The sequence below is a fragment of the Pantoea sp. AN62 genome (assembly GCF_050432985.1).
Classification (GTDB): Bacteria; Pseudomonadota; Gammaproteobacteria; order Enterobacterales; family Enterobacteriaceae; genus Pantoea; species Pantoea brenneri.
The window spans coordinates 36,177-61,370 of the sequence record NZ_JBNPYB010000018.1 but is presented as its reverse complement, the minus strand read 5'-3'; the positions used below and the strand labels follow the sequence as shown (position 1 = coordinate 61,370).

The following is a 25,194-nucleotide window of genomic DNA, read 5'->3' as shown; positions in this document are numbered from 1 at the left end:
GTTCAATTCTACGCAGAAATTACTATAATCCCGGGTCGGGCCATGAGGTGCTGTGTGGAATATTGAGACGGATGACGATTAATAAACAAAAAATTCTGCTGCTGGATAACGGCAGAGAATGGGGAGGCGGCACCAACAGCATGCTGGAGCTGCTGAAGCGTATTGATCGTCAAAAATTTGATATCACCTGCTGCTTCTACCACAACTACGGTCGCGGCAACGGCGAAACCATCGAGTCCGCGCTGCTTGCACTGGATATTCCGGTATTCTTTATTCCACAAATCAAACAACCGCGCTGGGCCAAAATCGTCAAAGAAGTGGCGCGCGCGCTGCTGTTTTTCAATAAAAAACTCAAGAAGCGCGCCATCGATCTGATTGATGAGCGCTGGCGTATCATCCCCAACGCCAGCAAAATTAACTCGTTGTTACAGCTCGGCAAGTACGACACCCTGTACATGAATAACCAGCCCAGCACCAATATTGAAGGGTATCTGGCGGCGCGAGGCCTGAATGTGGCTGTGGTCCAGCACTGTCGTATTGATCCGTTGCTGGAGCCGCGGCTGGTAAAAATGGTCAATCAGGATTGCCAGGCGGTGATTGCGGTCTCCGAGGGCGTGAACGCCACGTTACGTAAGCACGGCGTGAATGCAGATCGCTGTTTTACCGTCAGTAACGCCATCGATATTCACCAGCCGCTGCCTGACCGCCTTGAGGTGCGTCAGCGCTTTAAACTGGCTCCTGGCACCTTTGTGTTTGGCTCCATCGGCTCGCTGATCCTGCGTAAATCCAATCATCATACGTTGCAGGCGCTGGGCCGCTTCAAACGTGCCAATCCGGATGCCGACTGGAAAATGGTTATTGTGGGTGCCGGGCCTGAATTACAGCACCTGCTGCAGCTGGCGACGGCGGAAAATATTCAGAACCACGTGGTGTTTACCGGCTTCCAGAATAACGCGCTGGATTATCTCACCGCCTTCGATGCGTTTATTCTCGCGTCGCGCAGTGAAGGTCTGCCACGGGTGGTGCTGGAAGCGATGCTGGTGAACACCGCCGTCGTCGGTTCGCGCGTGGTCGGTACTGCCGAATTGATCAGTCATGATGAAACCGGGTTGCTGTTTGATTACGGCAATGTGGTGCAACTGACCCAGCATCTTACTGCGTTATGGCAGGATGCGGATTTACGTCAGCGACTGATCAATGCGGCAGGCAAGCGCGTGCGCGAACAATACGCTATTGAAACCTACGTCAGCGGCGTCGAAAATATTCTTCAGAGCGTCGTCAGAGAAAAACCCCATGCTTAATTTTTTAAATCCTCGCTATCGCCATATCCGGGCGCGCCATAACCTGCCCTACGATCAGGCGGGCGTACAGGGTGAGGTGACGGTGACCTCGGTGGTGATCCCTTGCACCGGCGCGGATTACATTGAAGAAGCCTTGCTCAGCGCCACGTTTGCCGCGCGCTTTGCGACGCAGATAGAAGAGATTGTTATCGTCAGCGATCAACCCGCGGCGGCCTTTGGTGAACTGCCGGCTAAAACCCGGGTTGCGACGCTGGACGTTCCGCATCGCGAGGAAAACTATCGCTATAAGCAGATCTATCGCAGCCGGTTGATCAAACTGCAGGCCCCCCTGCAGGCCAAAGGCGACGGCATTCTGATGATCGATTCTGACCTCAATCTGCTTAAGATGCCTGACATCAGAATGAAGCCAGGCCATCTCTACTCCAGCTTCCGTCAGGGCAAAATGATTGCCAAACTGGAAGGTGCACCAAAAGAGGCGATTCCCGCCTATTACCCGCCCAGCATCCGCCCTTACCTGGTTGACCACGTCAATGGCGCTTATCTGGCGGCGACGCGGACGGTCTGGCAGCGTATTTCACCGCTGTGGCTGACGCTGTTTAATGATACCTGGCATTTAATGAATGACAGCCAGCCGCCGACCGATCAGCTGCCGCTGGCGGTATTGCTGGATATGCTGGATCTCAGGACCGTTAATCTGGGTGAATGGGCTAACTGGCCGGTTTCGAAGAAAATGGGCGGTCAGTCAGCCGTCATCCCGGCAGAGGTGGTGGGCGCACACGGCGGCTTCCCACTGTCGGAATGGCAAAAATACCTTAGCGATCCCCGCCAGCCGCTGATGTTCAAAGGTCAGGATTACACCCGCAAGGTGCGCTACCTGACCGATGAAGAGAAAAAGCAGGCGTAATAACGCGGCCGCGCAACGGCCGCTTTATGTTTAATCCCAGTTGAGGATCACTTTGCCGGAGCGTCCGGAACGCATCTCATCAAAGCCCTGCTGAAAATCATCAATCGCATAGCGATGGGTAATAATCGGCGTTAAGTCGAGCCCCGACTGGATCAGCGCCGCCATTTTATACCAGGTTTCAAACATCTCGCGACCGTAGATCCCCTTAATAAACAGACCCTTAAAAATCACCAGGTTCCAGTCGATCGCCATCTCACCCGGTGGGATACCCAGCAGCGCTATCCGCCCACCGTGATTCATCACCTCAAGCAGCGTGCGGAAAGCCGGCGGCGCGCCCGACATTTCCAGCCCGACATCAAATCCCTCGGTCATCCCCAGCGAATGCATCACCTCACGCAGATCTTCTTTTGCCACATTAACCGCCCGGGTAACGCCCATTTTCTGCGCCAGCGCCAGTCGGTATTCATTAATGTCGGTGATCACCACATTGCGCGCGCCAACGTGACGACAGACCGCCGCCGCCATAATGCCGATAGGACCGGCTCCGGAGATCAGCACGTCCTCACCGACCAGATCAAACGACAGCGCGGTATGTACCGCATTCCCGAACGGGTCAAAAATCGCCGCCAGCTCATCGGAAATGTTGTCAGGAATTTTGAATGCATTGAATGCCGGGATCACCAGATATTCGGCAAAACAGCCCTGACGGTTAACGCCCACCCCGATGGTATTGCGGCACAGATGGGTGCGTCCGGCACGGCAGTTGCGGCAGTGGCCGCAGGTGATGTGGCCTTCGCCTGACACCCGATCGCCAATAGAAAAACCTTTGACCTCCTGGCCGACCGCCACCACTTCACCCACATATTCATGGCCAACAATCATCGGCACCGGGATCGTTTTGCGCGACCAGTCATCCCAGTTGTAGATGTGTACGTCGGTCCCGCAGATGGCCGTTTTACGGATTTTTATCAGCAGGTCGTTATGGCCCGGCTCAGGAACAGGCGCATCAGTCACCATCCAGATGCCCGCTTCTTTTTTCAGTTTGGCGAGTGCTTTCATGGTCATTTCCTCAGGCGATAACGCCCAGTTGTTTGCCGATTCGGGTAAAGGCCGCGACCGCGCGTTCCAGTTGCTGCTGAGTATGGGCAGCAGAAATCTGGGTGCGAATGCGCGCCTGACCTTTGGGCACCACCGGATAGAAGAAGCCGGTGACGTAGATGCCTTCCTGCTGCAGCAGGCGGGCAAACTCCTGCGCCACGCTGGCTTCGCCCAGCATCACCGGGATAATGGCGTGATCGGCACCGGCCAGGGTAAAGCCTGCCGCGGTCATCTGCTCACGGAAGAAGCGGGCGTTATCCCACAGCCGCTGACGCAGGCCGTCGCCTTCGCTCAGCAGATCAAGCACCCGCAGAGAGGCGGCAACGATTGCAGGTGCCAGTGAGTTGGAAAACAGATAAGGACGCGAACGCTGACGCAGCCACTCGACCACTTCCGCTTTCGCCGCGGTGTAACCGCCTGATGCGCCGCCCAGTGCTTTTCCCAGCGTGCCGGTGATGATGTCGACACGGCCCATCACCTCACAATACTCATGGGTCCCGCGTCCGGCATTGCCCACAAAACCCACCGCATGCGAATCATCCACCATTACCAGCGCGGAGAATTCATCGGCCAGATCGCAGATCGCCGGCAGGTTAGCAATCACGCCATCCATAGAGAACACGCCATCGGTCGCGATCACAATGTGACGAGCACCGTTAGCACGCGCCTCCTGTAAACGCGCCCGCAGCTGTTCCATATCGTTATTGGCGTAACGATAGCGCTGCGCTTTACACAGCCGGACACCGTCAATGATCGAGGCATGATTCAGGGCGTCAGAAATGATGGCGTCCTGCGCATCAAACAGAGTTTCAAACAGTCCGCCATTGGCGTCGAAACAGGAGGAGTAGAGGATCGCATCTTCCATTCCCAGAAATTCCGCCAGCCGTTTTTCCAGCAGCTTATGGCTATCCTGGGTGCCGCAGATGAAGCGCACTGATGCCATGCCAAATCCGTGCGAGTCCATCCCCTCTTTTGCCGCCTGGATCAGGGCGGGATGGTTAGCCAGCCCCAGATAGTTGTTGGCGCAGAAGTTGATCACCGCCGGATCGCTGCCGACGGCGATTTCCGTCTGCTGGGCAGATGTGATAATCCGCTCCTGTTTAAACAGGCCTTCCTGACGGGCAGTATCGAGTTGCTGACGAAGTTGTTGATAAAATTGCGCGGGCATTATTGCTCTCCTCAGATGGCAAAAATTTGGCACATCTTACTGAACAGCGAGCCTGACCACGATAAATCACCCAACAGAATGTCATTTTTGCAGCATAGTTCACGCCATGGCGGATACCGCACAAATCGTTACAGAGTCATCTGGCTGTCTGCACCCTGATGAAATGTTATGATGTGAAGTATTCGTGTGTGAAACCTCCTGTTTCACCCCACAACGTTGAAGGTAACAACATGATTATCGTAACTGGCGGCGCAGGAATGATTGGCAGCAACATCGTCAAAGCGCTGAACGATCGCGGTCACACCGACATTCTGGTGGTGGATAATCTGAAGGATGGCACCAAGTTTGCCAACTTAGTCGACCTGGATATCGTCGATTACATGGACAAAGAAGAGTTCCTGATGAGCGTGATGGCGGGCGATGATTTAGGCCCGATCGAAGCGGTGTTTCATCAGGGTGCCTGCTCCTCCACCACCGAGTGGGATGGCAAGTACATGATGGAGAACAACTATCAGTACTCCAAAGAGCTGCTGCACTTCTGTCTTGAGCGCGAGATCCCGTTCCTTTATGCCTCTTCAGCAGCCACCTATGGCGGCCGCAACGAAAATTTCATTGAAGAGCGCCAGTATGAGCAGCCGCTTAACGTCTACGGCTACTCGAAGATGCTGTTCGATCACTACGTCCGTCAGATGCTGCCGGAAGCGAACTCTCCGGTGTGTGGTTTCCGCTACTTTAACGTCTACGGACCGCGTGAAGGCCACAAAGGCAGCATGGCGAGCGTCGCTTTCCATCTCAACACCCAAATCAGCAACGATGAAAATCCAAAACTGTTTGAAGGCAGCGACGGTTTCAAACGCGATTTCATCCACGTGGATGATGTGGCCGCAGTGAACCTGTGGTGCTGGGAGAACGGCGTCTCCGGCATTTATAACTGTGGTACCGGCCGCGCAGAATCCTTCCAGGAAGTGGCAGATGCGGTACTGAAATTCCATCAGAAAGGCCAGATTGAGTACATTCCGTTCCCGGAAAAACTCAAAGGACGCTATCAGGCATATACCCAGGCCGATCTGACCCGGCTGCGTGCCGCAGGCTATGACAAGCCGTTCAAAACCGTGGCGCAGGGCGTCGCTGAATATATGGCCTGGCTTAACCGTAACGCATAAAGGAAGCTGCTCCGGCGATGAAAATTCTGGTAATCGGCCCGTCGTGGGTCGGCGATATGATGATGTCGCAAAGTCTCTATCGCACGCTCAAGGCCGAGCATCCCGATGCGGTGATTGATGTGATGGCACCGGCCTGGTGTCGTCCCCTGTTGTCACGCATGCCGGAAGTGAATCAGGCGCTGGCGATGCCGCTTGGCCATGGCGCGCTGGAAATTGGCGAGCGTCGTCGGTTAGGCAAAACGCTGCGCGCCAGCCACTATGACCGCGCCTATGTGCTGCCGAATTCGTTTAAGTCGGCGCTGGTGCCGTTCTTCGCCGGGATCAAACGTCGCGTCGGCTGGCGCGGCGAAATGCGCTATGGCTTGCTGAACGATCTGCGGGTGCTGGATAAAGCCGCTTTCCCGCTGATGGTCGAACGCTACGTCGCGCTGGCCTATGACACGCCGGTCGCGTCGGCGCAGCAGCTGCCGCAACCGCTGCTGTGGCCGAAGCTGCAGGTCGGGGAGCAGGAGAAAATTGAAACCGCCGCGCAGTTTCAGCTGTCGGCGACGCGTCCGATCATCGGTTTTTGTCCCGGCGCCGAATTTGGTCCGGCAAAACGCTGGCCGCACTACCATTACGCTGCGCTGGCGCGACAGCTGATCGCAGAAGGATTCCAGATTGTGCTGTTTGGCTCGGCAAAAGATCGGCCGACCGGTGAGGAGATTATCGCCGCACTGCCGCAAGAAGCCCGCATTCACTGCCGTAATCTGGCCGGTGAAACCCAGCTGGAGCAGGCGGTAATACTGCTGGCACAGTGCCGGGCAGTGGTCAGTAACGACTCCGGGCTGATGCATATCGCCGCCGCGCTGGACCGTCCGCTGGTCGCGCTCTACGGGCCAAGCAGCCCCGACTTTACGCCACCGCTGGCTCGCCAGGCGCGGGTTATTCGCCTGATTAGCGGCTATCACAAAGTACGCAAAGGCGATGCCGAACAGGGATATCATCAGAGCCTGATCGACATTCAACCTGAGCGCGTGCATCAGACCCTTACCGCATTACTCGACGCGCCGCAGGAGGTGCCATGCACGTCCTGATCGTTAAAACCTCTTCAATGGGCGACGTGCTGCATTCGCTGCCAGCGCTGACCGATGCGATGCACGCTATTCCTGGCATCCGTTTTGACTGGGTGGTGGAAGAGAACTTTGCCCAGATCCCCGGCTGGCATCCTGCAGTGGATAAGGTGCTGCCGGTAGCGATCCGCCGCTGGCGCAAACACTGGTTTGGCAGCCAGCAACGTGAAGAGCGCGTGCTGTTTAAGCGCGCGTTACAGTCACGTCAGTACGATATTGTGATTGATGCGCAGGGGCTGATCAAAAGCGCGGCCCTGGTGACGCGGTTGTCAAAAGGCGTTAAGCATGGCCAGGATAGCCGCAGCGCCCGTGAACCGTTTGCCAGCTGGTGGTATGACGTGCGGCACGAGGTCAACAAGCAACAGCACGCCGTCGAGCGGACGCGCGAACTGTTTGCTAAAAGTCTCGGCTATGAGAAACCGCACGGCCAGGGCGACTATGCGATTGCCGGACATTTCCTGCATCACCTGCCTGCCGATGCCCAGCACTATCTGGTGTTTCTGCACGCCACGACGCGTGACAATAAGCACTGGCCAGAGTCGCACTGGCGACAGCTGATTGAACGGGTGCAACCAAGCGGATTGCGGGTTAAGTTGCCGTGGGGCGCAGAACATGAGCACCAGCGTGCGCAGCGCCTGGCTGAAGGATTTGACCACGTCGATGTGCTGCCGAAACTGACGCTGGAGGCGATTGCCCGGCAATTGGCTGGCGCGCGTGCGGTAGTGTCAGTCGATACCGGATTAAGTCACCTGACCGCCGCGCTGGATCGCCCTAACCTGACGCTGTATGGCCCGACCGACCCAGGCCTGATCGGCGGTTACGGTCAGAATCAACAGGCGCTGAGCGCCCCGAATCATAATCTGGCGGAGCTGACTGCCGACGCGGTGGCAGAGAAACTGCAGGCCGTTATTACGGAAAACAGGCCATGAACTATGTGTTGATCTATCTGCTGCTGGTGCCGTTTCGCACGCTGATGCGGCTGTTTTACCGGCCGACCGGGCGCAATCTAATTATCCAGACGGCAAAAATCGGTGATTTCATTAATATCACACCGATGCTGCGCGCGCTGGGTCAGTCCGAATTATTGATCAGTAAGGCGGTAGAACCGCTGGTGCGCCATGATGATACCGTCAGCCGCTATTTTCTGATCGAAGAGGCGAAGCGCAGCTTCTTTGCCAAGCTTAAACTGGCGTTCATCCTGATGAACCGCTATGACAATGTTTATCTGGTGCAGCCCAACAGCGTAAACCTGTTTTTTGCATCGCTGTGTAACGCGCCGAACAAACAGTTTCTGCGCACCTATGTGCGTAAGTCCTACCACGCGGTGTTCTATCGCAGCGCCAGCGGCATTGTGGATCATGCTAAAACCGATTTAACCCTCGACAGCTACCTGAAACTGATTAATCGCGAGTACCGCTATACCGATTTTCCTAAGCACGCCACGTCGCCGCTATGGCAGCCGCCCGCGCCGCCCGCTGCGCTGCTGACTCCGCGTGAAGGCATTAAAATCGGCATCAGTATTTCCGCTGGCAACCGGGCGAAAACTATTCCCGCCAGTGTCTGGCAGCAACTGATGGAAGCGCTGGCCGACCTGCCCTGTACCTTTTATGTGTTCGGGCCGCCTGCTGAACAGCCGTGGCTGGATGAATTGCTGAGCTTAACCGGCCCGAAAGAAAATATCGTGAGCCTGATTGGTGAGCTAAAACTAGAAGAGGTGCCCTGGGCCATCGCGCAGATGGATTTCTATATCTCATCTGACTCCGGCAATGCCTATATTGCCGATGCGCAACAGATACCGGTGATCATGCTTTATGGCCCTTGTGAAGTCAGGGAACAGCGTCCGGTCAACAATGTGCTGTTTATCGGGCCCGATAATGTTGCTGCGTCGACATTCGTTTTTGCCACGCGTTTTCGCTTTGATCAGCCCGCTGAAAAATTATTTGGGCTGGATCACGATAAACTGACTAGAATACAAGCGTTTATTACTCATAACCTGGAATAGTGAAGCGTAATGGCAATTACCCCTGTTGCTGATGCTGTTCAGCAAAGTAAGCTCCTGGTCAACACGCTCTCTGATACGGATGCAAATCCCGTGCACGTTGCCTTTGGCATCAACCACGCCTACGCGCGTGGTCTGGGCATTACGTTATTTTCACTACTCAGCCATCATCCTGATACCGCTTTCCACGCTCATATCTTTTCAGACTCGCTAAGCGAGCAGGATGTCGAAAAATTACGCTCGCTGGCGGCCGGTCATCGGCTGGCGATTACGCTACACATTTTCAACAGTGCCTGGGTCGATCAGTTGCCGGCGGTCGGACGCTATCCAAAAAGCATCCATTATCGTTTTTTGATCCCCGAAACCGTGGCGCGCTTCAGCGATCGGGTGATCTACATCGACGCCGATACGCTGGTGGTGGGTGACTATTCGCCGTTATTCACCCTGGATATTGCCGATTACACGCTGTGTGCCTGTAACGACACGCCACGGGCGCGTCAGAATCAGTGTCCGAAGCTCGGTCTCAAGGGCAACAACTACTTCAACTCCGGCTTTATGCTGATCAATATTCCACGCTGGATGGCGCGTCAGACCACGGCCCGCATTACCGAGGTGCTCGTCACCCGCGGAGCGGAGTTTGGTTTTCCCGATCAGGATGCGTTGAACATTGTGCTGGAAGATGAAGTACTGATCCTGCCGGAGCGTTACAACCACATTTACGACATCATCGCGAACAAGGTTTGGCACCGCTTCCAGGTTCCGAACGATACCGTGATGATTCACTACACCGGTAAATGCAAACCCTGGCATGCCTGGGGCGGTAGCGATCTTTCGTTGCTTTATTACGACTACTATCAGCGATCGCCGTGGGCCGCTCAGTCACTGGATTTACCGCAGCATTATAAAGAGATGAAGCGCTTCGCCCGGATTAAGTGGTATCAGAAGCAATATGCGGAAAGCGTCAGCTGGATGATGAACTATGTCCGGCACAAGTTTTTCGGTTAGCGCGGCGCGGACATTTTTTGCTACCGGTTGTGTCACCTGACGTATCTGTGGCGTGACGGGCGTTCGCTATTCCACGTTTCAGGCATACCGCTTCAGGAAAAAGAGACTCTGCGTGCGTTTTTGTTAACAATTCCGGTGATTTACTTCAGCCTGGGCCAGAGTCAGTTTTATAATCATCAGTCACCCTATTTTATTTTGCTGGCCTGGACCTGGTTTATGATGATGAGGCAAACCCCTTTCGCTTTTCACTCTGCACAGGCGCAAACGTTGTCATGAGTGCCCTTCCCCTGTTGAGTATCATTACGCCTATGTACAACGCGGGCAGCATGTTTGATGAATTCATGCAGTCGCTGCTGGCGCAAACGCTGACGTCTCTGGAGATCATCATTGTCGATGACGGTTCAACCGACGGTTCCGGTGAGCGCGCCGACTATTACGCCCAACATCACTCCCACGTTCGGGTCATTCATCAGGAAAACGGCGGCGTCTCACGCGCGCGTAATGCTGGCCTGGCGATCGCGCAGGGGAAATATGTCACCTTTCCGGATGCTGATGACACCATGCAACCGGAAATGTACCAGACGCTGGTGACGCTGGCGGAACAGGACGATCTGGATGCGGCACAGTGCAATGCCGAATGGTATTTCAAACATAGCCAGCGGGTGAAGCCGCTGATTCCGCTGGACCGCCTGCGCAGTACCGGCGTACTGAGCGGTCCCGACTGGCTGAATACCGCGTTAAAAACCCACCGCTATATGCATGTGGTCTGGCTGGGCATTTACCGTCGTGCGCTGATTGAACAGCATCAGTTGCTGTTTGAGCCAGGGCTGCACCATCAGGACATTCCGTGGACCACTGAATTCATGTTGCTGGCGAAACGCGTGCGCTATACCGATGCGGTGCTGTACCGCTACTACATGCATGACGCCTCAATCAGCAACCGCAAGCGCACCGGCCAGCGTAATGTCGAATACCAGCGTCACTATCTGAAGATTGCCGCTATGCTGGAAGCGCTGAATCATCGCTACCGCGGCAAGGTAAAAATCTATCCATCGTTCCATTATCAGGTGACGCATGAAGCGCTCAGCGTCTGTCATAGCGTACGTCGGGAGCCGGATAGTGACGCACGCCGGGCGATTATCGCCGACCTGTTTGCCAGCCAGACGCATCGCCGAATGCTACGCAATGCCCGCGGGATTAAGCAGTGGTATCAGCTACTGCTGTGGCTGAGTCGTCTCTATCGCTGGCGTTACAAATAACCCTTGAGGCTGGCTTTATCCTAAAAAGGGTTTGCCCTACAATCGGTTCACTAAAATTTGAGAACAATTGTTTATGGCCAGTCCGATTCCAGCAAACGTCTCTCCGCAAAATATATTGCTCATCAAGCTGCGCCATCATGGCGACATGCTGCTGACGACGCCGGCGATCAACGCCCTTCGCCAGCGTTATCCGCAGGCCAGTATCGACGTGTTGCTTTATCAGGAAACGCGTCCGATGCTGGAAGCGCATCCGGACATCCGCCATCTGCACGTGATTGACCGTAAGTGGAAGCAGCAAGGTGGCTGGCGCAAGCTGGGCCATGAATATGCCTTGATTCGTGCGGTACGGGGTTGCCATTACGACCTGGTGATTAATCTGGCCGATCAATGGCGTGCCGCCCTGATCACCCTGCTCTCCGCCGCGCCGATACGCATCGGCTTCGCGTTTAAAAAGCGCGACAACCTGTTCTGGCGGCTGTGCCATAACCAGCTGGTGCCCACTTTCAATCACAGCAAACTGCATACCGTGGAGCAGAATATGTCCGCGCTGGCCCCGCTCGGCATCAGCAGCGAGGGCGCGCGGGTTTCGATGCACTACAGCGAAGCCGATCGTCAACACGTGCTCGCCAGACTGGCGGAGAAGCAGATCGCCTCGCCGTTTATCGTGGTGCAGCCGACCTCCCGCTGGGGCTTTAAATGCTGGGAAGAGGAGAGCGTTGCCGCCACCATCGACCAGCTGGCGCAGCCAGAACGTCCGGTGGTGCTGACCGCCGGACCGGATAAACACGAACTGGCGATGATCGAGCGCATCCAGGCCCTGTGCACCTCGCCGTATGTGGTGTCATTAGCAGGCCAGTTCACACTGCCGCAGCTGGCGGCGCTGATCGATCATGCCAGGCTGTTTATTGGCGTCGACTCCGCCCCGATGCATATGGCGGCCGCGCTGAACACGCCCTGTATTGCGCTATTTGGCCCGACCAAGCTGCAGCACTGGCGGCCGTGGGGCGACAATAATCACGTCATCTGGGCGGGCGATTATGGTCCGCTGCCGTCACCGGACTCGATTGATACCAAAACTGACCAGCGTTATCTGTCTGCCATCCCGGTTAAGGATGTGGTCGCGGCGGCAAGGAGCTATCTGAATGAGTAAGTTACGGCTGGCGATTGTCCGGCAGAAATACCGGCCTGATGGCGGTGCTGAGCGTTTTATCTCGCGAGCGCTGGAAGCGCTGGGCAGCGAACAGCTGGATCTCAACATCATCACGCGCAGCTGGCAGGGCACGCCGCATCCTGACTGGCACCTGCACATCTGTAACCCACCTAAACTGGGACGGGTCTCTCGCGAACGTGGATTTGCCCGTGCGGCCCGCGCCTGCTGGGAACGGGAAAAATTCGACATTGTGCAAAGCCATGAGCGCATCGCCGGTTGTGATATTTTTCGGGCCGGCGATGGTGTCCACCGCGTCTGGCTGGAACAGCGTGCGCGTATCGTTTCGTCCTGGCAGCGCCTGAGCGCCAGCCTCAGCCCTTACCATCGCTATGTGCTGCAGGCGGAAGCGGAGATGTTTAATTCGCCCACGCTGAAAGCGGTCATTTGTAACTCTGAGATGGTAAAACGCGACATCCTGCGCTGCTTCTCACTCGGTGCCGAAAAAATCCACGTCATCCATAACGCCATCGACAGCAGCCGTTTTCAGCCCGCAACTGACGCCACCCGCCACGCGACCCGTCAGCAGTTATCGCTGCCCGATAGCGCGACTGTGCTGATCTATGTTGGCTCTGGTTTTGAGCGTAAAGGGCTGAAAGCGGCGATTGAAGCGCTGGCCGGCAGCGATCGCTATCTGATTGTGGTCGGTCAGGATAAACAGCTGCAGCGCTATCAGCAGCTGGCGAATCAGCTTAACTGCTTGGATCGCCTGCGTTTTGTCGGCGTACAGCAGGATGTGCAGCCGTTCTATCATGCGGCCGATGGTTTACTGCTGCCCACGCTCTACGATCCTTTCCCGAATGTGGTGCTGGAGGCGATGGCCTGTGGCCTGCCGGTAATTACCAGCACCGGCTGCGGCGGCGCGGAATTTATTACTGCCGGTCAGCAAGGTTTCGTCTGTGATGCGCTGGATATCAATGGACTGAATCAGGCGATTCAGGCGATACCGTCGCTTTCAGTCGACTCACGCATGGGCGAAGCGGCACGGCGCAGAATTGAACCTTATGGGCCGCAGCGACTGGCCAGCTCGCTGACTTCGCTGTATCAACAGGTGCTGCGAAGCAACTGACAATGTGGGATGAGTGGATGCAGGGTTTCTGATAACATGCCGCCATCTGATTTTAATCTGGTTTTAGACGCGAACGTGTCGTAACGGTAACTATGACGACCATTTACACCGCACTGCTCTATCTTATTCAGCCACTGATTTGGCTGCGCCTGTGGCTGCGCGGTCGTAAAGCGCCGGCCTATCGCAAACGCTGGGCAGAGCGCTATGGCTATTGTGTCGGCAAAGTTAAGCCAGACGGTATTGTGCTGCACTCGGTGTCGGTCGGCGAAACGCTGGCGGCGATCCCCCTGGTGCGTGCGTTGCGTCATCGTTATCCTACCCTGCCGATTACCGTCACCACCATGACACCAACCGGTTCAGAGCGGGCGCAATCGGCGTTTGGCAAAGATGTGCATCACGTTTATCTGCCTTATGACCTGCCAGGCTCGATTAATCGTTTCCTCGATACGGTCAACCCACGGCTGGTGATCATCATGGAAACCGAGCTGTGGCCCAATATCATCCGCATTCTGCATCAGCGCAATATTCCGCTGGTGATCGCCAACGCCCGTCTTTCGGCGCGTTCGGCAAAAGGCTACCGCAAGCTGGGTAAATTCATGCGTCAGCTGCTGCAGAGCATCACGCTGATTGCAGCGCAGAATAGTGAAGATGGTGACCGGTTCCTTGAGCTGGGCCTGAAGCGCTCGCAGCTGGCGATTACCGGCAGCCTGAAATTTGATATCTCAGTGACGCCAGAGCTGGCGGCCAGAGCCGTCACGCTGCGCCGTCAGTGGGCACCGCGGCGTCCGGTGTGGATTGCCACCAGCACCCATGAAGGCGAAGAGGCGATCGTGCTCGATGCGCATCGCCGACTGCTGCAATCCTTCCCGGATTTACTGCTGATTCTGGTTCCCCGCCATCCCGAACGTTTCAACGATGCGCGCGAACTGACCCAGCAGCGTAACTTCAGCTTTATCCTGCGCAGCAGCGGTGAGATCCCTTCTGGCTCGACTCAGGTGGTGATTGGTGACTCGATGGGTGAACTGATGCTGCTGTACGGTATTGCCGATCTGGCATTTGTCGGTGGCAGCCTGGTTGAACGGGGCGGACATAACCCACTGGAGCCTGCTGCACATGCGATTCCGGTTCTGATGGGGCCGCACACCTGGAACTTCAAAGATATCTGCAGCAAACTGCAACAGGGCCAGGGTCTGATTACCGTCACCGACGTGATTTCGCTGGAAAAAGAGGTCACCAACCTGTTGCAGGATGATGACTATCGTCGTTATTACGGACGCCACGCGGTGGACGTGCTGCATCAGAACCAGGGCGCGCTGCAACGTCTGCTGCAGTTACTCGAACCCCATTTACCGCCACGGGCCCACTGATGCCAACACGCCAACGTCTTTCAGTGGTGATGATCGCCAAAAACGAAGCGGAACTGCTGCCTGACTGTCTGGCCTCCGTCAGCTGGGCCGATGAGATTATCCTGCTGGATTCCGGTAGCGAAGATAACAGCGTGGAAATTGCCACCCAGGCGGGCGCGCAGGTGTTTCGCAGCGATAACTGGCAGGGTTACGGCATACAACGCCAGCGCGCGCAGCGTTACGCCAGCGGCGACATGATTTTGATGATCGATGCCGATGAGCGCGTGACGCCAGAGCTGCGCGCCGCCATTGAGCAGGTATTGATCGCCCCACCCAGCCGCACGGTTTACAGCCTTGGCCGCAGCAACCTGTTTCTGGGCCGCTTTATGCGCCACAGCGGCTGGTATCCTGACCGCGTCATGCGGCTTTATCCCCCGACGTTGCACTACAATGACAACCTGGTGCATGAATCGCTGAACGCCGAAGACGCGCCGGTGGTGGCACTGAAGGGAGATCTGCAACACCTGACCTGTCGTGATTTGATCGCCTTTCAGCGCAAGCAACTGGCGTATGCCGAAGCCTGGGCGACGGAACGTTATCAGCGCGGTAAACGCTGCGGCCTGTTTTCTATCTTCAGCCATACGCTGGGTGCATTTGTAAAAACCCTGCTGTTACGCGCGGGCTTTCTGGATGGCAAACAGGGCTGGATCCTGGCGGTGGTTAACGCACAATATACCTTTAACAAGTATTCGGCGCTGTGGGCGCTGAATCACGCATCGGCAAAAGGGCGAGTATGAGTACTAAAGCCATTTATCCCGGCACCTTCGATCCCATTACGCTGGGACATCTCGATATTGTGACGCGGGCCGCGCAGATGTTTGATCGGGTAGTGCTGGCGATTGCCGCCAGTCCCAGCAAGAAGCCGATGTTCAGTCTGGACGAGCGTGTGGCGTTGGCGAGCCAGGTAGTGGCACATCTGCCTAACGTTGAGGTGGTCGGATTCAGCGATTTAATGGCAAATTTCGCCCGCTCTCAGCAGGCTAACGTGCTGGTTCGTGGACTGCGCGCGGTGTCGGACTTTGAATATGAAATGCAGCTGGCGCACATGAATCGTCACCTGCTGCCGACGCTGGAGAGCGTGTTTCTGATGCCGTCGGAAGGCTTCTCTTTTGTCTCCTCTTCGCTGGTCAAAGAGGTGGCGCGTCACGGTGGCGATGTTACCGCCTTCCTGCCCGCGCCAGTCTATCAGGCGTTACTGGCTAAATTAGCTTAGTGCTGGCAATTCGGGCACCAGTAAGTGCTGCGTTGCCCGTGTCTGCCGCTGATAATCGGCGTACCACATGCCCGGCACGGTTCCCCGGCCCGGCCATAAACCTGCAGCTGCTGCGCAAAATACCCCGGCTTACCGTCACTCTGTAAGAAGTCACGCAGCGTGGTTCCGCCCTGCTCGATGGAACGCAGTAACACCGCTTTGATAGTATTGACCAGCACTCCGGCCTCTGACTGCGACAGACTGCCGGCAGGTCGATCGGGCAGGATCCCGGCAGTAAACAGCGACTCGCTGGCGTAAATATTGCCGACGCCGACCACCACTTTGTTATCCATCAGCCACTGTTTAATCAGCGTCCGTCTGCCGCGCGACTTTTCGAACAGATAAGCGCCATCAAATTGGTCGCTGAGCGGCTCCGGTCCCAGATGCGCCAGCACGCTGCTGCCGGCCAGATCGCTGCTCCAGAGCCAGGCGCCAAAGCGACGCGGATCGGTGTAGCGCAGCACTTTGCCATTGCTCATCACTAAATCAACATGGTCATGGGTGGCGGCCGGCAACTCTTCTGGCAGCACACGTAAACTGCCGGACATCCCGAGATGGATGATGATCCAGCCATGCGGCAGCTCCAGCAGCAGATATTTTGCCCGACGCTGCACGCTGAGTACCGGCTGATCGCTCAGCGACAGGATCTCCTGCGAAACCGGCCAGCGCAGACGTGAATTACGCACCACGGCGTGAAGGATGGTTTCACCGACCAAATGCGGTTCGATACCGCGACGGCTGGTTTCAACCTCTGGCAACTCTGGCATAACCTCTCCTCAGCGGATTGCACAAACAAAAAACCCGGCCGGAGCCGGGTTTTTAGCAGAACACTAAAATTACTTAATTTTAGCTTCTTTGTAGATCACATGCTGACGTACAACCGGATCGAACTTTTTCAGTTCCAGCTTCTCTGGTTTAGTACGTTTGTTCTTCGTGGTGGTATAGAAGTGACCTGTACCAGCAGAGGAAACCAGCTTGATCTTCTCACGAATACCTTTAGCCATGATTCAGTTCCTTAGTACTCTTAGTACTTCTCACCACGGGCACGCATGTCGGCTAACACCGTATCAATGCCCTTTTTATCAATAATACGCATACCTTTTACAGATACACGCAGAGTAACGAAGCGCTTCTCGCTCTCAACCCAAAAACGGTGTGAGTGCAGGTTCGGAAGGAAACGGCGTTTCGTCGCGTTCATTGCGTGGGAACGGTTGTTACCGGTCACCGGACGCTTTCCAGTTACCTGGCAGACTCGTGACATGTCTATTCTCCAAAAATCAAATCAGCTCGAGCTTTAAAAATTAGGTTTTGGCCGCCTCGTCAGGCTTGCAGCCCGCCAGGCGAGTTCCATGGAACCCGCTAAGCTGGCCTAACCGCCAAACCCGAGATTCTCAAAGGTGGCGTAGTATACGCCGCTCAGCCCAAGTGCTCAAGTCCCGAACAGATAAAGATCCCGAATGATCGGGTAAAAAGCCGCCACCTGGCGCGAATTTTTGCTGTGTTAAAGCCAGCCTCGCTCAGCAAACGAGACATATTCGCCATGACCTATCACCAGATGATCGAGCAAACGGATGTCGAGCAACTGGCAGGCTTCGCTGACTTTTCGCGTCACATCGCGGTCAGCCCGGCTCGGTTCCGCCATCCCGGAAGGGTGGTTATGCGCCAGAATCAGTGCGGCTGCGTTGACCTTAAGCGCCTCCCGTACGATCTCGCGCGGGTGGACCTCTACGCTGTTGATGGAACCCGAAAACATCTTTTGCGCCACCAGCACCCGGTGCTGATTATCAAGAAACAGCACCATAAAGATCTCACGCTCCTGACGGGCTAACAGACTTTGCAGGTAATGCCGCGTGACCTGAGGATTTTCCATCGCACTTTCGCGGGCCAGCTGGCTGGCAAAAAAGCGCTTCGCCAGTTCCGCAATCGCGTGCAGCTGTGCCAGCTTGGCATCACCGACGCCCTTGATGCCGCTGAAAGCGGCTTTGCTGGCGGTCATAATGTGATAGAGCGAGCCAAACTCCTGCACGATCTGCTGCGCCAGCGCCATCACGTTCTGTCCCGGCGTGCCGGTTCGCAGAAACAGGGCCAGCAGCTCGACGTCACTCAGCGCCTGTGCGCCCTGCTGCTTTAGCTTCTCCCGCGGTGCCATACTTTTCATCTGCATTCTCCCTGTGGCGAACGTCAGAGTGACCCATCTGGCGCAACGCCACCATCAGCAGCGTGACTTTTTACGAGATGGCTCGCAAACGCAGGCAGTGAAAAGGCGCGTCACTGCTTTTGTGATAAAGTCCGTGCATTCGCCGCGGCAGGCGGCAGACAGTTTAGTGAGGCCAACATCATGATGGGATTAGCCGGTAAAAAAATTCTTCTTGGCGTGAGTGGCGGGATTGCCGCCTACAAAGCACCTGAGCTGGTGCGGCGCCTGCGCGATCGCGGTGCCGATGTCCGCGTGATGATGACGGACGGCGCTAAAGCGTTTATTACGCCGCTCAGCCTGCAGGCGGTTTCCGGTTATCCGGTATTTAACGATCTGCTCGACCCGGCGGCAGAAGCGGCAATGGGGCATATTGAGCTAGCCAAATGGGCTGATTTAATTGTGCTGGCCCCGGCAACCGCCGACCTGATTGCCCGAATTACCGCCGGCATGGCCAACGATCTGGTCACCACCGCCGTACTGGCCACCGCATCGCCGGTGGCAGTGGTGCCGGCGATGAATCAACAGATGTATCGCGCGGCAGTGACCCAGCAAAATCTGCAGGCGCTGCAGCAGCGCGGCGTACTGATTTGGGGACCTGACAGCGGCAGCCAGGCCTGTGGCGACGTCGGACCGGGCCGGATGCTCGATCCGCTGGCAATCGTCGACCATGCAATACAGTGGGCCACGCCCGTCAACGATCTGCAACATCTCAACATTATGATTACCGCCGGTCCCACCCGCGAGGCACTGGACCCGGTGCGTTACATCACCAATCACAGCTCCGGCAAAATGGGTTTTGCTATCGCAGCCGCAGCGGCCCGACGCGGTGCCACCGTTACGCTGGTCAGCGGGCCGGTGACGCTGCCTGCGCCTGCGGGGGTAAAACGGGTCGATGTCACCAGCACGCTGGAAATGCAGGCGGCGGTGATGGCCGAGATAGATAAACAACATATTTTCATTGCAAGCGCAGCCGTGGCAGACTACCGGGCGGCCGACATTGCGGCCGAAAAAATCAAGAAACAGGGCGGTGATGATAACGTCACGCTGCAACTGATAAAAAATCCCGATATTGTTGCCGGCGTCGCCGCGTTACAGGAGCACCGGCCTTTCGTGGTTGGATTTGCTGCTGAAACCCAGAATGTGGAAGAATACGCCCGGCAAAAACGGGTGCGCAAGAATCTGGACCTGATCTGCGCTAACGACGTTGCTAAAGCCGGACAAGGGTTCAATAGCGACACCAATGCTCTTCACCTTTTTTGGCAGGATGGAGAAAAGCGCTTACCGCTCAGCGATAAGTCTCTCCTTGGCCAACAATTATTAGACGAGATTGTCAGCCGTTATGATGAAAAAAATAGACGTTAAAATCCTTGATGCGCGCGTCGGTAAAGAATTTCCGCTGCCGACCTACGCCACCTCGGGTTCCGCTGGGTTAGATTTACGCGCCTGCATCGACGATGTTCTCGACATCGCACCAGGCACTACCACGCTGGTTCCGACCGGCCTGGCGATTCACATTGCCGATCCTGATCTGGCTGCGGTCATCCTGCCGCGCTCGGGCCTCGGCCATAAACACGGCATCGTGCTGGGTAATCTGGTGGGACTGATCGACTCCGACTATCAGGGACAGTTGATGGTATCAGTATGGAACCGTGGCCAGGAAAGCTTCTCGCTGCAGCCGGGCGACCGCATGGCACAGCTGGTTTTTGTCCCGGTGGTGCAGGCCGAGTTTAATCTGGTGGAAGACTTCGACGCCAGCTTGCGCGGCGAAGGCGGCTTCGGTCACTCAGGCCGTCAATAACCAACGCTACCGACTTTCACTTACGCCAATTATTTTTTCTCATCGCCATGAGACGTGTGCTTGTGGCAGATGCGTAGGTGTTGCCTGTTTAAGGTGAATTTCAGGGGTCTTTTAGGTCATGGCAGAAAAAAAAGTCGCGAAGCGAAATCGTCGCGAAGAGATTTTGCAGGCGCTGGCGCAAATGCTGGAGTCGGGTGATGGCAGTCAACGGATTACCACTGCCAAACTGGCAGCCACGGTCGGCGTGTCAGAAGCGGCGCTCTATCGTCACTTCCCCAGTAAGACACGGATGTTCGACAGCCTGATTGAGTTTATCGAAGACAGTCTGATTACCCGCATCAATCTGATCCTGAAAGATGAGAAAGAGACCATGACGCGCCTGCGTCTGATCGTGCAATTGATTCTGGGATTTGGTGAGCGTAATCCGGGGCTGACGCGTATTCTGACCGGTCATGCGCTGATGTTTGAGCAGGATCGCCTGCAGGGGCGCATCAATCAACTGTTTGAGCGGATTGAAGTGCAGCTGCGCCAGGTGATGCGTGAGCGCAAAATGCGTGAGGGTGAAGGCTTTCAGTCTGATGAGACGCTGCTGGCGAGCCAGCTACTGGCGTTTTGTGAAGGTTTACTGTCGCGTTATGTCCGCTCGGAGTTTCGCTTTAGTCCGACCGCAGACTTTGAAGCTCGCTGGCCGCTGATTGCTGCCCAGATGGTATAACGGGAAGGCGGGCATCACGCCCGCCTTCTGTTTAAATGCCGTAGGCTTTTTGATACGCCCGCACCTGGGCTAAATGATCCGCCATCTCAGGCTTCTCTTCCAGCCACACAATCAGATCAGCCAGCGTAATGATTGCGGTCACGGTGCAACGATAATCACGTTCCACTTCCTGAATCGCCGACATGTCACCCCGTCCACGCTCCTGGCGATCAAGCGAAACCAGCACGCCAGCCAGCGTCGCGTTGTGCGCACCGATGATATCCATCGACTCACGAATCGCGGTACCCGCGGTGATCACATCATCCACCAGCATCACTTTGCCCTGCAGGGGACTGCCAACCAGTAATCCGCCTTCGCCGTGATCTTTGGCCTCTTTACGGTTAAAGCAGTAAGGCACATCGCGGTCGTGGTGATCGGCGAGTGCGACCGCAGTGGTGGTCGCAATCGGAATACCTTTGTAGGCCGGACCGAACAACAGGTCGAAATCGACGCCGCCATCCACCAGTGCCTGCGCGTAGAAGCGTCCCAGCAGCGCTAAATCCCGTCCGCTGTTAAACAGACCGGCGTTAAAGAAATAGGGGCTTTTACGCCCGGACTTTAAAGTGAACTCACCGAACTTCAGCACCTGCTTGTTCAGGGCGAAGTCAATAAACTGACGCTGCCAGGCTTTCATTTCTCACTCCTCAAATAAAGAAAAGGCGACTCTGAGGTCGCCTGTTACATCAATTTTCCAGCGCTGCTTTCTGCGCCTGAATTAACTCTTCAATTCCGCCGCGTGCCAGCGCCAGTAGCGTCAGCAGCTCTTCATGGCTGAACGGCTCGCCTTCGGCAGTGCCCTGCACCTCGATCATGCGGCCATCTTCCATCATCACCACGTTCATGTCGGTTTCTGCTGCAGAGTCTTCAACGTATTCCAGATCGCACAGCGCTTCGCCCTTAACGATGCCGACCGAAATTGCCGCCACCATCCCTTTCATCGGGTTAGCTTTCAGCTTGCCGCTGGCGACCAGCTTGTTCAGCGCATCGGCCAGCGCCACGCAGGCTCCGGTGATTGATGCGGTGCGCGTGCCGCCATCGGCCTGGATCACGTCACAGTCGAGCGTAATGGTAAATTCACCCAGCGCTTTCAAATCCACCGCGGCGCGCAGTGAACGGGCGATCAGACGCTGAATCTCCAGCGTACGTCCGCCCTGCTTGCCTTTTGCGGCTTCACGCGCCATGCGGCTGTGGGTTGAACGCGGTAGCATGCCATATTCGGCGGTAATCCAGCCCTGGCCCTGGCCTTTAAGGAAACGCGGAACCCCTTCGTCTACGGAGGCAGTGCAGAGCACTTTGGTTTCACCGAATTCCACCAGAACGGAACCCTCTGCGTGTTTGGTGTAATTGCGGGTCAATGTGACTGGACGCACCTGTTGTGCGCTACGGCCTGCTGGACGCATGGGTAATCTCCGGCTTGCTAATGATTGGCTGCGCATTATACGGACTTCCTTGCCCGCTGTCTCTTGCGCTGGTCCGCCGCATCATCAGATGAAATTCCCGGCTGACTGTGGCTAAATGCGCGTTCCTTTCTCTCTGATTAAATAAATTATGGCCGCCATTCTTCATTTCCTGCTGGCGCTGGGGGTGATCTTTGCCCTTGCGCTGCTGGTCAGTCATGACCGTAAACAGATTCGCCTGCGCTATATCGTTCAGCTGATTGTGGCAGAAGCCGCACTCGGCTGGTTCTTTCTTCATTCAGCCAGTGGCCTGGCGCTGGTCGGATCGGTGGCGGGCTTCTTTGAAACACTGCTCGGCTTTGCCGCACAGGGCACAGAATTCGTCTTTGGCGGGATGAGCAAACAGGGGCTGGCATTTATTTTTCTCGGCGTCCTCTGCCCGATTGTGTTTATTTCGGCCTTAATCGGCATATTGCAGCACTGGCGCATCCTGCCGCTGCTGATTCGGTTTGTCGGGACCCTGCTGTCGAAAATTAACGGCATGGGTAAGCTGGAGTCCTTTAACGCCGTCAGCACGCTGATCCTCGGCCAGTCGGAAAACTTCATCGCGTATAAAGGTATTCTGGGCGATATTCCGCCGCGCCGGCTTTACACCATGGCGGCGACCGCTATGTCCACCGTCTCGCTGTCGATTGTTGGCGCTTATATGTCGATGATCGAAGCCAAATATGTGGTCGCGGCGCTGCTGCTTAATATGTTCAGCACCTTCATTATCCTGTCGATCATTAACCCGATGAAGAGCCAGGATCAGCAGCCCATCGCTCTCGATAAACTGCATGAAGATCAAAGCTTCTTTGAGATGCTGGGTGAATACATTCTGGCTGGCTTTAAAGTGGCGATGATTATTCTGGCAATGCTGATCGGCTTTATTGCGCTGATCGCGGCCGTGAATGCGCTGTTTGCCGCCGTGTTCGGTTACAGCTTCCAGCAGTTGCTCGGCTACCTGTTTTATCCATTTGCCTGGCTGATTGGCATTCCGACTGCCGATGCACTGCAGGCGGCCAGTATTATGGCGACCAAGCTGGTGGCGAATGAGTTTGTGGCGATGATTGAACTGCAAAAAGTCGCGTCAGGCATGAGCGCACGCGGACTGGGTATTCTGTCGGTGTTTCTGGTCTCGTTCGCTAACTTCGCCTCTATTGGCATTGTAGCGGGTGCGATCAAGGGACTGAACGAGCAGCAGGGCAACGTGGTCTCACGTTTTGGCTGGAAACTGGTGTACGGCTCGACACTGGTGAGCCTGCTGTCGGCCGCCTTTGCCGGTCTGTTTATCTGATAGCCAACGGCGGCAAGTCTGCCGCCGTTTCCCGCCTCAGAACCCGACACAGACGGGTGCATCAACCCGCATCACCGACTCCTGACCAAAGCGCTTTTTATACAGGGTGCGTAGCGCTTCAATATTGGCATTCGCAGTCGAATCAAAGCCGTGGATCAGCATCAGCGCTTTGCTGTTTTCGCGCGCCAGCTGGCCATTGTCGCCCAGCCACTGTCCCCTGGCGTCATATACCGATAACCCCGCTCTGAAGCGTGGTGTTACCTCGTTATCCACGAAGTTCATCCACTCAAGTGAACTCACCGTTCCCCCCTGTGGCTTGCTCAGACCAAACCACAGCGTGGTCTGCATCATGACGTCACCGCCGGCGCAAATCGGCTGGGGTTTAGTTGGCGGTAAAGGGGGAGCCTGACAACCCGCCAGCATCAGAGCCAGCGCAACGGGAACAGCAATAACGCGAAACATAGATCGGCATCCTCACATAGTCGGCCAGCCATCATCATAAGTGCCTGTGGTATAAAGCGGAAATGATTCGTTATTTCGCCGTGAGACGCTTATGCCTGTTATGCCGTGGCTGCCCTCGCTATACTTCCCCTCATCTTTCCGAAAATGAGTACCGCTTATGATCCGCAGTATGACCGCTTATGCCCGCCGCGAAGCTAAAGGCGAATGGGGCAGCGCCGCCTGGGAGCTGCGTTCCGTGAACCAACGTTATCTGGAAACCTATATCCGTCTGCCGGAGCAGTTCCGCGGACTGGAGCCGGTGATCCGCGAGCGCATTCGCCAGCGTCTGACGCGCGGCAAGATTGAGTGCAACCTGCGTTATGATGCCGATCCCAGTGCTCAGGGCGAACTGATGCTGAACGAAGCGCTGGCGAAACAGCTGGTGCAGGCCGCTAACTGGGTGAAGATGCAAAGCGATGAAGGCGCGATTAATCCGCTGGATATTCTGCGCTGGCCGGGTGTGATGTCTGCTCAGGAGCAGGACCTGGACGTGATCAACCAGCAGTTGTTGCAGGCGCTGGACGGCGCGCTGGATGATTTCATTGCGGCACGCGAAAGCGAAGGTACCGCACTGAAAGCGATGATTGAGCAGCGTCTGGAAGGCGTCTCACAGGAAGTCAGCAAAGTCCGCGCGCAGATGCCTGAAGTGATCAAATGGCAGCGTGAACGGCTGGTCGCCAAGCTGGAAGATGCCGAAGTGCAGCTGGAAAATAATCGCCTTGAGCAGGAACTGGTGATGATGGCACAGCGTGTTGATGTCTCCGAAGAGCTGGACCGGCTGGATGCTCACGTTAAAGAGACCTATAACATTCTGAAGAAGAAAGAGGCAGTTGGCCGTCGTCTGGACTTCATGATGCAGGAGTTTAATCGCGAGTCGAATACGCTGGCATCGAAGTCTATCAATGCAGAAATCACGACCTCCGCGATTGAGCTGAAGGTGCTGATTGAGCAGATGCGCGAACAGATCCAGAATATCGAGTAACGTTTCCCTTATCAAAGCGCCCGCCGGGGCGCTTTGTTTCCTTTAAGCGATCTGCCTCAAAAGCCGATAACGCCTTTTTGCCTGCTGGTCACTTTTTCGGCGCTATCCGCGTAATAATTACGTAAAGTTAGATAAATAATAATTTCCAGACTGTTCTGCCAGCCCAAAAATTCATGGAAAAATTTTTATCTACGTTTCGATTAACTGGCTGAATTCAATTATTATTTTTCCTAAAACCTCTTTTTTTAGCCCCTTTTCCCGTCGATCCATGAAACAGGTCAATCCT

The 25,194-nt window shown here is 55.8% G+C and carries 27 protein-coding genes; 18 read left to right on the top strand and 9 right to left on the bottom strand.

From position 1 onward, the window contains the following. Positions 1-71 precede the first annotated feature (71 nt). Both FHW04_RS19720 and FHW04_RS19715 read left to right on the top strand, forming a co-directional pair. On the top strand, positions 72-1,301 hold the full coding sequence (locus FHW04_RS19720) for a glycosyltransferase (protein ID WP_069729268.1): 1,230 nt from the start codon (positions 72-74) through the stop codon (positions 1,299-1,301). Beyond that, the gene (locus FHW04_RS19715) at positions 1,294-2,205 is read left to right on the top strand and encodes a hypothetical protein (RefSeq protein ID WP_089562339.1); all 912 of its coding nucleotides are present in this window, start codon (positions 1,294-1,296) and stop codon (positions 2,203-2,205) included. Before FHW04_RS19720 ends, FHW04_RS19715 begins: the two co-directional genes overlap by 8 nt. 30 nt (positions 2,206-2,235) lie before the next feature. Here the strand turns inward: FHW04_RS19715 and tdh are convergent, their stop codons facing one another. Together tdh and FHW04_RS19705 are read right to left on the bottom strand one after the other, a co-directional pair. Next, positions 2,236-3,264 (bottom strand): L-threonine 3-dehydrogenase, encoded by a 1,029-nt coding sequence (gene tdh, locus FHW04_RS19710; protein WP_069729266.1) that lies wholly within the window; start codon positions 3,262-3,264, stop codon positions 2,236-2,238. A gap of 10 nt (positions 3,265-3,274) precedes the next feature. Beyond that, the gene (locus tag FHW04_RS19705; protein ID WP_031375591.1) at positions 3,275-4,471 is read right to left on the bottom strand and encodes a glycine C-acetyltransferase; all 1,197 of its coding nucleotides are present in this window, start codon (positions 4,469-4,471) and stop codon (positions 3,275-3,277) included. 230 nt (positions 4,472-4,701) lie between these two features. On the opposite strand from FHW04_RS19705, the gene rfaD reads away from it, so the two are divergent. The 11 genes from rfaD to coaD all read left to right on the top strand — a co-directional run bounded on the left by rfaD (position 4,702) and on the right by coaD (position 15,904). Then, positions 4,702-5,634 carry an ADP-glyceromanno-heptose 6-epimerase gene (gene rfaD / locus FHW04_RS19700; RefSeq protein ID WP_031375590.1) on the top strand — a complete coding sequence of 311 codons (933 nt, stop codon included), beginning with the start codon at positions 4,702-4,704 and terminating at the stop codon, positions 5,632-5,634. Between the two features lie 17 nt (positions 5,635-5,651). Beyond that, positions 5,652-6,710, top strand: coding sequence for an ADP-heptose--LPS heptosyltransferase RfaF (rfaF, locus tag FHW04_RS19695; protein ID WP_089562340.1), 1,059 nt, complete (start codon positions 5,652-5,654; stop codon positions 6,708-6,710). Beyond that, positions 6,698-7,675 (top strand): lipopolysaccharide heptosyltransferase RfaC, encoded by a 978-nt coding sequence (gene rfaC, locus FHW04_RS19690; RefSeq protein WP_046289515.1) that lies wholly within the window; start codon positions 6,698-6,700, stop codon positions 7,673-7,675. The genes rfaF and rfaC overlap by 13 nt, the downstream gene beginning before the upstream one ends. Further along, the gene (locus FHW04_RS19685; protein WP_031375139.1) at positions 7,672-8,748 is read left to right on the top strand and encodes a glycosyltransferase family 9 protein; all 1,077 of its coding nucleotides are present in this window, start codon (positions 7,672-7,674) and stop codon (positions 8,746-8,748) included. Before rfaC ends, FHW04_RS19685 begins: the two co-directional genes overlap by 4 nt. Before the next feature lie 9 nt (positions 8,749-8,757). Continuing rightward, complete coding sequence (locus FHW04_RS19680; protein WP_031375140.1) at positions 8,758-9,750, top strand: glycosyltransferase family 8 protein; 993 nt, start codon at positions 8,758-8,760, stop codon at positions 9,748-9,750. A gap of 209 nt (positions 9,751-9,959) precedes the next feature. Continuing rightward, entirely contained in the window at positions 9,960-11,009 is a 1,050-nt protein-coding gene (locus tag FHW04_RS19675; RefSeq protein WP_069729260.1) for a glycosyltransferase, read from the top strand. Between the two features lie 73 nt (positions 11,010-11,082). Then, positions 11,083-12,159, top strand: coding sequence for a putative lipopolysaccharide heptosyltransferase III (gene rfaQ, locus FHW04_RS19670; RefSeq protein WP_089562342.1), 1,077 nt, complete (start codon positions 11,083-11,085; stop codon positions 12,157-12,159). Next, complete coding sequence (locus FHW04_RS19665) at positions 12,152-13,285, top strand: glycosyltransferase family 4 protein (RefSeq protein ID WP_089562343.1); 1,134 nt, start codon at positions 12,152-12,154, stop codon at positions 13,283-13,285. The genes rfaQ and FHW04_RS19665 overlap by 8 nt, the downstream gene beginning before the upstream one ends. 92 nt (positions 13,286-13,377) lie before the next feature. Further along, on the top strand, positions 13,378-14,652 hold the full coding sequence (waaA, locus tag FHW04_RS19660) for a lipid IV(A) 3-deoxy-D-manno-octulosonic acid transferase (RefSeq protein WP_031375144.1): 1,275 nt from the start codon (positions 13,378-13,380) through the stop codon (positions 14,650-14,652). Then, positions 14,652-15,428 (top strand): glycosyltransferase family 2 protein, encoded by a 777-nt coding sequence (locus FHW04_RS19655; protein ID WP_031375145.1) that lies wholly within the window; start codon positions 14,652-14,654, stop codon positions 15,426-15,428. The genes waaA and FHW04_RS19655 overlap by 1 nt, the downstream gene beginning before the upstream one ends. After that, positions 15,425-15,904, top strand: coding sequence for a pantetheine-phosphate adenylyltransferase (gene coaD, locus FHW04_RS19650; protein ID WP_031375146.1), 480 nt, complete (start codon positions 15,425-15,427; stop codon positions 15,902-15,904). Before FHW04_RS19655 ends, coaD begins: the two co-directional genes overlap by 4 nt. On the opposite strand, the gene mutM is transcribed toward coaD, so the two are convergent. The 4 genes from mutM to radC form a co-directional block, all read right to left on the bottom strand. Further along, positions 15,901-16,710, bottom strand: a complete 810-nt coding sequence (gene mutM, locus FHW04_RS19645; protein WP_031375147.1) for a bifunctional DNA-formamidopyrimidine glycosylase/DNA-(apurinic or apyrimidinic site) lyase — start codon at positions 16,708-16,710, stop codon at positions 15,901-15,903. The genes coaD and mutM overlap by 4 nt on opposite strands. Before the next feature lie 69 nt (positions 16,711-16,779). After that, a complete protein-coding gene (gene rpmG / locus FHW04_RS19640; RefSeq protein ID WP_001051798.1) occupies positions 16,780-16,947 on the bottom strand; it encodes a 50S ribosomal protein L33 in 168 nt (55 codons plus the stop codon). A gap of 20 nt (positions 16,948-16,967) precedes the next feature. After that, positions 16,968-17,204 carry a 50S ribosomal protein L28 gene (rpmB, locus tag FHW04_RS19635; RefSeq protein WP_006121249.1) on the bottom strand — a complete coding sequence of 79 codons (237 nt, stop codon included), beginning with the start codon at positions 17,202-17,204 and terminating at the stop codon, positions 16,968-16,970. 240 nt (positions 17,205-17,444) lie between these two features. Then, on the bottom strand, positions 17,445-18,101 hold the full coding sequence (radC, locus tag FHW04_RS19630) for a RadC family protein (RefSeq protein WP_031375148.1): 657 nt from the start codon (positions 18,099-18,101) through the stop codon (positions 17,445-17,447). Between the two features lie 180 nt (positions 18,102-18,281). On the opposite strand from radC, the gene coaBC reads away from it, so the two are divergent. From coaBC to slmA, 3 genes are all read left to right on the top strand, one after another. Continuing rightward, positions 18,282-19,502 (top strand): bifunctional phosphopantothenoylcysteine decarboxylase/phosphopantothenate--cysteine ligase CoaBC, encoded by a 1,221-nt coding sequence (gene coaBC / locus FHW04_RS19625; RefSeq protein WP_089562344.1) that lies wholly within the window; start codon positions 18,282-18,284, stop codon positions 19,500-19,502. Further along, complete coding sequence (dut, locus tag FHW04_RS19620; protein ID WP_031375149.1) at positions 19,480-19,938, top strand: dUTP diphosphatase; 459 nt, start codon at positions 19,480-19,482, stop codon at positions 19,936-19,938. The genes coaBC and dut overlap by 23 nt, the downstream gene beginning before the upstream one ends. Before the next feature lie 118 nt (positions 19,939-20,056). Beyond that, positions 20,057-20,653, top strand: a complete 597-nt coding sequence (slmA, locus tag FHW04_RS19615; protein WP_031375150.1) for a nucleoid occlusion factor SlmA — start codon at positions 20,057-20,059, stop codon at positions 20,651-20,653. Positions 20,654-20,684: 31 nt separating this feature from the next. Here slmA and pyrE read toward each other — a convergent pair whose 3' ends face one another. Together pyrE and rph are read right to left on the bottom strand one after the other, a co-directional pair. Beyond that, positions 20,685-21,326: an orotate phosphoribosyltransferase gene (pyrE, locus tag FHW04_RS19610; protein ID WP_046289512.1), complete on the bottom strand. Its 642-nt coding sequence runs from the start codon at positions 21,324-21,326 to the stop codon at positions 20,685-20,687. Positions 21,327-21,375: 49 nt separating this feature from the next. Next, complete coding sequence (rph, locus tag FHW04_RS19605) at positions 21,376-22,092, bottom strand: ribonuclease PH (protein WP_031375152.1); 717 nt, start codon at positions 22,090-22,092, stop codon at positions 21,376-21,378. A gap of 148 nt (positions 22,093-22,240) precedes the next feature. Between rph and FHW04_RS19600 the strand changes: the two genes are divergently transcribed. After that, complete coding sequence (locus FHW04_RS19600) at positions 22,241-23,425, top strand: NupC/NupG family nucleoside CNT transporter (RefSeq protein WP_069729256.1); 1,185 nt, start codon at positions 22,241-22,243, stop codon at positions 23,423-23,425. A 36-nt stretch (positions 23,426-23,461) separates the two neighbouring features. On the opposite strand, the gene FHW04_RS19595 is transcribed toward FHW04_RS19600, so the two are convergent. Next, positions 23,462-23,887, bottom strand: a complete 426-nt coding sequence (locus FHW04_RS19595; RefSeq protein ID WP_089562347.1) for a DUF3574 domain-containing protein — start codon at positions 23,885-23,887, stop codon at positions 23,462-23,464. 157 nt (positions 23,888-24,044) lie between these two features. Between FHW04_RS19595 and FHW04_RS19590 the strand changes: the two genes are divergently transcribed. Beyond that, positions 24,045-24,908 (top strand): YicC/YloC family endoribonuclease, encoded by an 864-nt coding sequence (locus FHW04_RS19590; protein WP_031375155.1) that lies wholly within the window; start codon positions 24,045-24,047, stop codon positions 24,906-24,908. Positions 24,909-25,194 lie beyond the last annotated feature (286 nt).

What these genes read in the sequence shown, in the direction of transcription:
- FHW04_RS19720 (WP_069729268.1), top strand. Translation starts at nt 72, where the DNA reads ATGACGATTAATAAACAAAAAATTCTGCTGCTGGATAACGGCAGAGAA.
- FHW04_RS19715 (WP_089562339.1), top strand. Translation starts at nt 1,294, where the DNA reads ATGCTTAATTTTTTAAATCCTCGCTATCGCCATATCCGGGCGCGCCAT.
- tdh (WP_069729266.1), bottom strand. Translation starts at nt 3,264, where the DNA reads ATGAAAGCACTCGCCAAACTGAAAAAAGAAGCGGGCATCTGGATGGTG.
- FHW04_RS19705 (WP_031375591.1), bottom strand. Translation starts at nt 4,471, where the DNA reads ATGCCCGCGCAATTTTATCAACAACTTCGTCAGCAACTCGATACTGCC.
- rfaD (WP_031375590.1), top strand. Translation starts at nt 4,702, where the DNA reads ATGATTATCGTAACTGGCGGCGCAGGAATGATTGGCAGCAACATCGTC.
- rfaF (WP_089562340.1), top strand. Translation starts at nt 5,652, where the DNA reads ATGAAAATTCTGGTAATCGGCCCGTCGTGGGTCGGCGATATGATGATG.
- rfaC (WP_046289515.1), top strand. Translation starts at nt 6,698, where the DNA reads ATGCACGTCCTGATCGTTAAAACCTCTTCAATGGGCGACGTGCTGCAT.
- FHW04_RS19685 (WP_031375139.1), top strand. Translation starts at nt 7,672, where the DNA reads ATGAACTATGTGTTGATCTATCTGCTGCTGGTGCCGTTTCGCACGCTG.
- FHW04_RS19680 (WP_031375140.1), top strand. Translation starts at nt 8,758, where the DNA reads ATGGCAATTACCCCTGTTGCTGATGCTGTTCAGCAAAGTAAGCTCCTG.
- rfaQ (WP_089562342.1), top strand. Translation starts at nt 11,083, where the DNA reads ATGGCCAGTCCGATTCCAGCAAACGTCTCTCCGCAAAATATATTGCTC.
- FHW04_RS19665 (WP_089562343.1), top strand. Translation starts at nt 12,152, where the DNA reads ATGAGTAAGTTACGGCTGGCGATTGTCCGGCAGAAATACCGGCCTGAT.
- waaA (WP_031375144.1), top strand. Translation starts at nt 13,378, where the DNA reads ATGACGACCATTTACACCGCACTGCTCTATCTTATTCAGCCACTGATT.
- FHW04_RS19655 (WP_031375145.1), top strand. Translation starts at nt 14,652, where the DNA reads ATGCCAACACGCCAACGTCTTTCAGTGGTGATGATCGCCAAAAACGAA.
- coaD (WP_031375146.1), top strand. Translation starts at nt 15,425, where the DNA reads ATGAGTACTAAAGCCATTTATCCCGGCACCTTCGATCCCATTACGCTG.
- mutM (WP_031375147.1), bottom strand. Translation starts at nt 16,710, where the DNA reads ATGCCAGAGTTGCCAGAGGTTGAAACCAGCCGTCGCGGTATCGAACCG.
- rpmG (WP_001051798.1), bottom strand. Translation starts at nt 16,947, where the DNA reads ATGGCTAAAGGTATTCGTGAGAAGATCAAGCTGGTTTCCTCTGCTGGT.
- rpmB (WP_006121249.1), bottom strand. Translation starts at nt 17,204, where the DNA reads ATGTCACGAGTCTGCCAGGTAACTGGAAAGCGTCCGGTGACCGGTAAC.
- radC (WP_031375148.1), bottom strand. Translation starts at nt 18,101, where the DNA reads ATGAAAAGTATGGCACCGCGGGAGAAGCTAAAGCAGCAGGGCGCACAG.
- coaBC (WP_089562344.1), top strand. Translation starts at nt 18,282, where the DNA reads ATGATGGGATTAGCCGGTAAAAAAATTCTTCTTGGCGTGAGTGGCGGG.
- dut (WP_031375149.1), top strand. Translation starts at nt 19,480, where the DNA reads ATGATGAAAAAAATAGACGTTAAAATCCTTGATGCGCGCGTCGGTAAA.
- slmA (WP_031375150.1), top strand. Translation starts at nt 20,057, where the DNA reads ATGGCAGAAAAAAAAGTCGCGAAGCGAAATCGTCGCGAAGAGATTTTG.
- pyrE (WP_046289512.1), bottom strand. Translation starts at nt 21,326, where the DNA reads ATGAAAGCCTGGCAGCGTCAGTTTATTGACTTCGCCCTGAACAAGCAG.
- rph (WP_031375152.1), bottom strand. Translation starts at nt 22,092, where the DNA reads ATGCGTCCAGCAGGCCGTAGCGCACAACAGGTGCGTCCAGTCACATTG.
- FHW04_RS19600 (WP_069729256.1), top strand. Translation starts at nt 22,241, where the DNA reads ATGGCCGCCATTCTTCATTTCCTGCTGGCGCTGGGGGTGATCTTTGCC.
- FHW04_RS19595 (WP_089562347.1), bottom strand. Translation starts at nt 23,887, where the DNA reads ATGTTTCGCGTTATTGCTGTTCCCGTTGCGCTGGCTCTGATGCTGGCG.
- FHW04_RS19590 (WP_031375155.1), top strand. Translation starts at nt 24,045, where the DNA reads ATGATCCGCAGTATGACCGCTTATGCCCGCCGCGAAGCTAAAGGCGAA.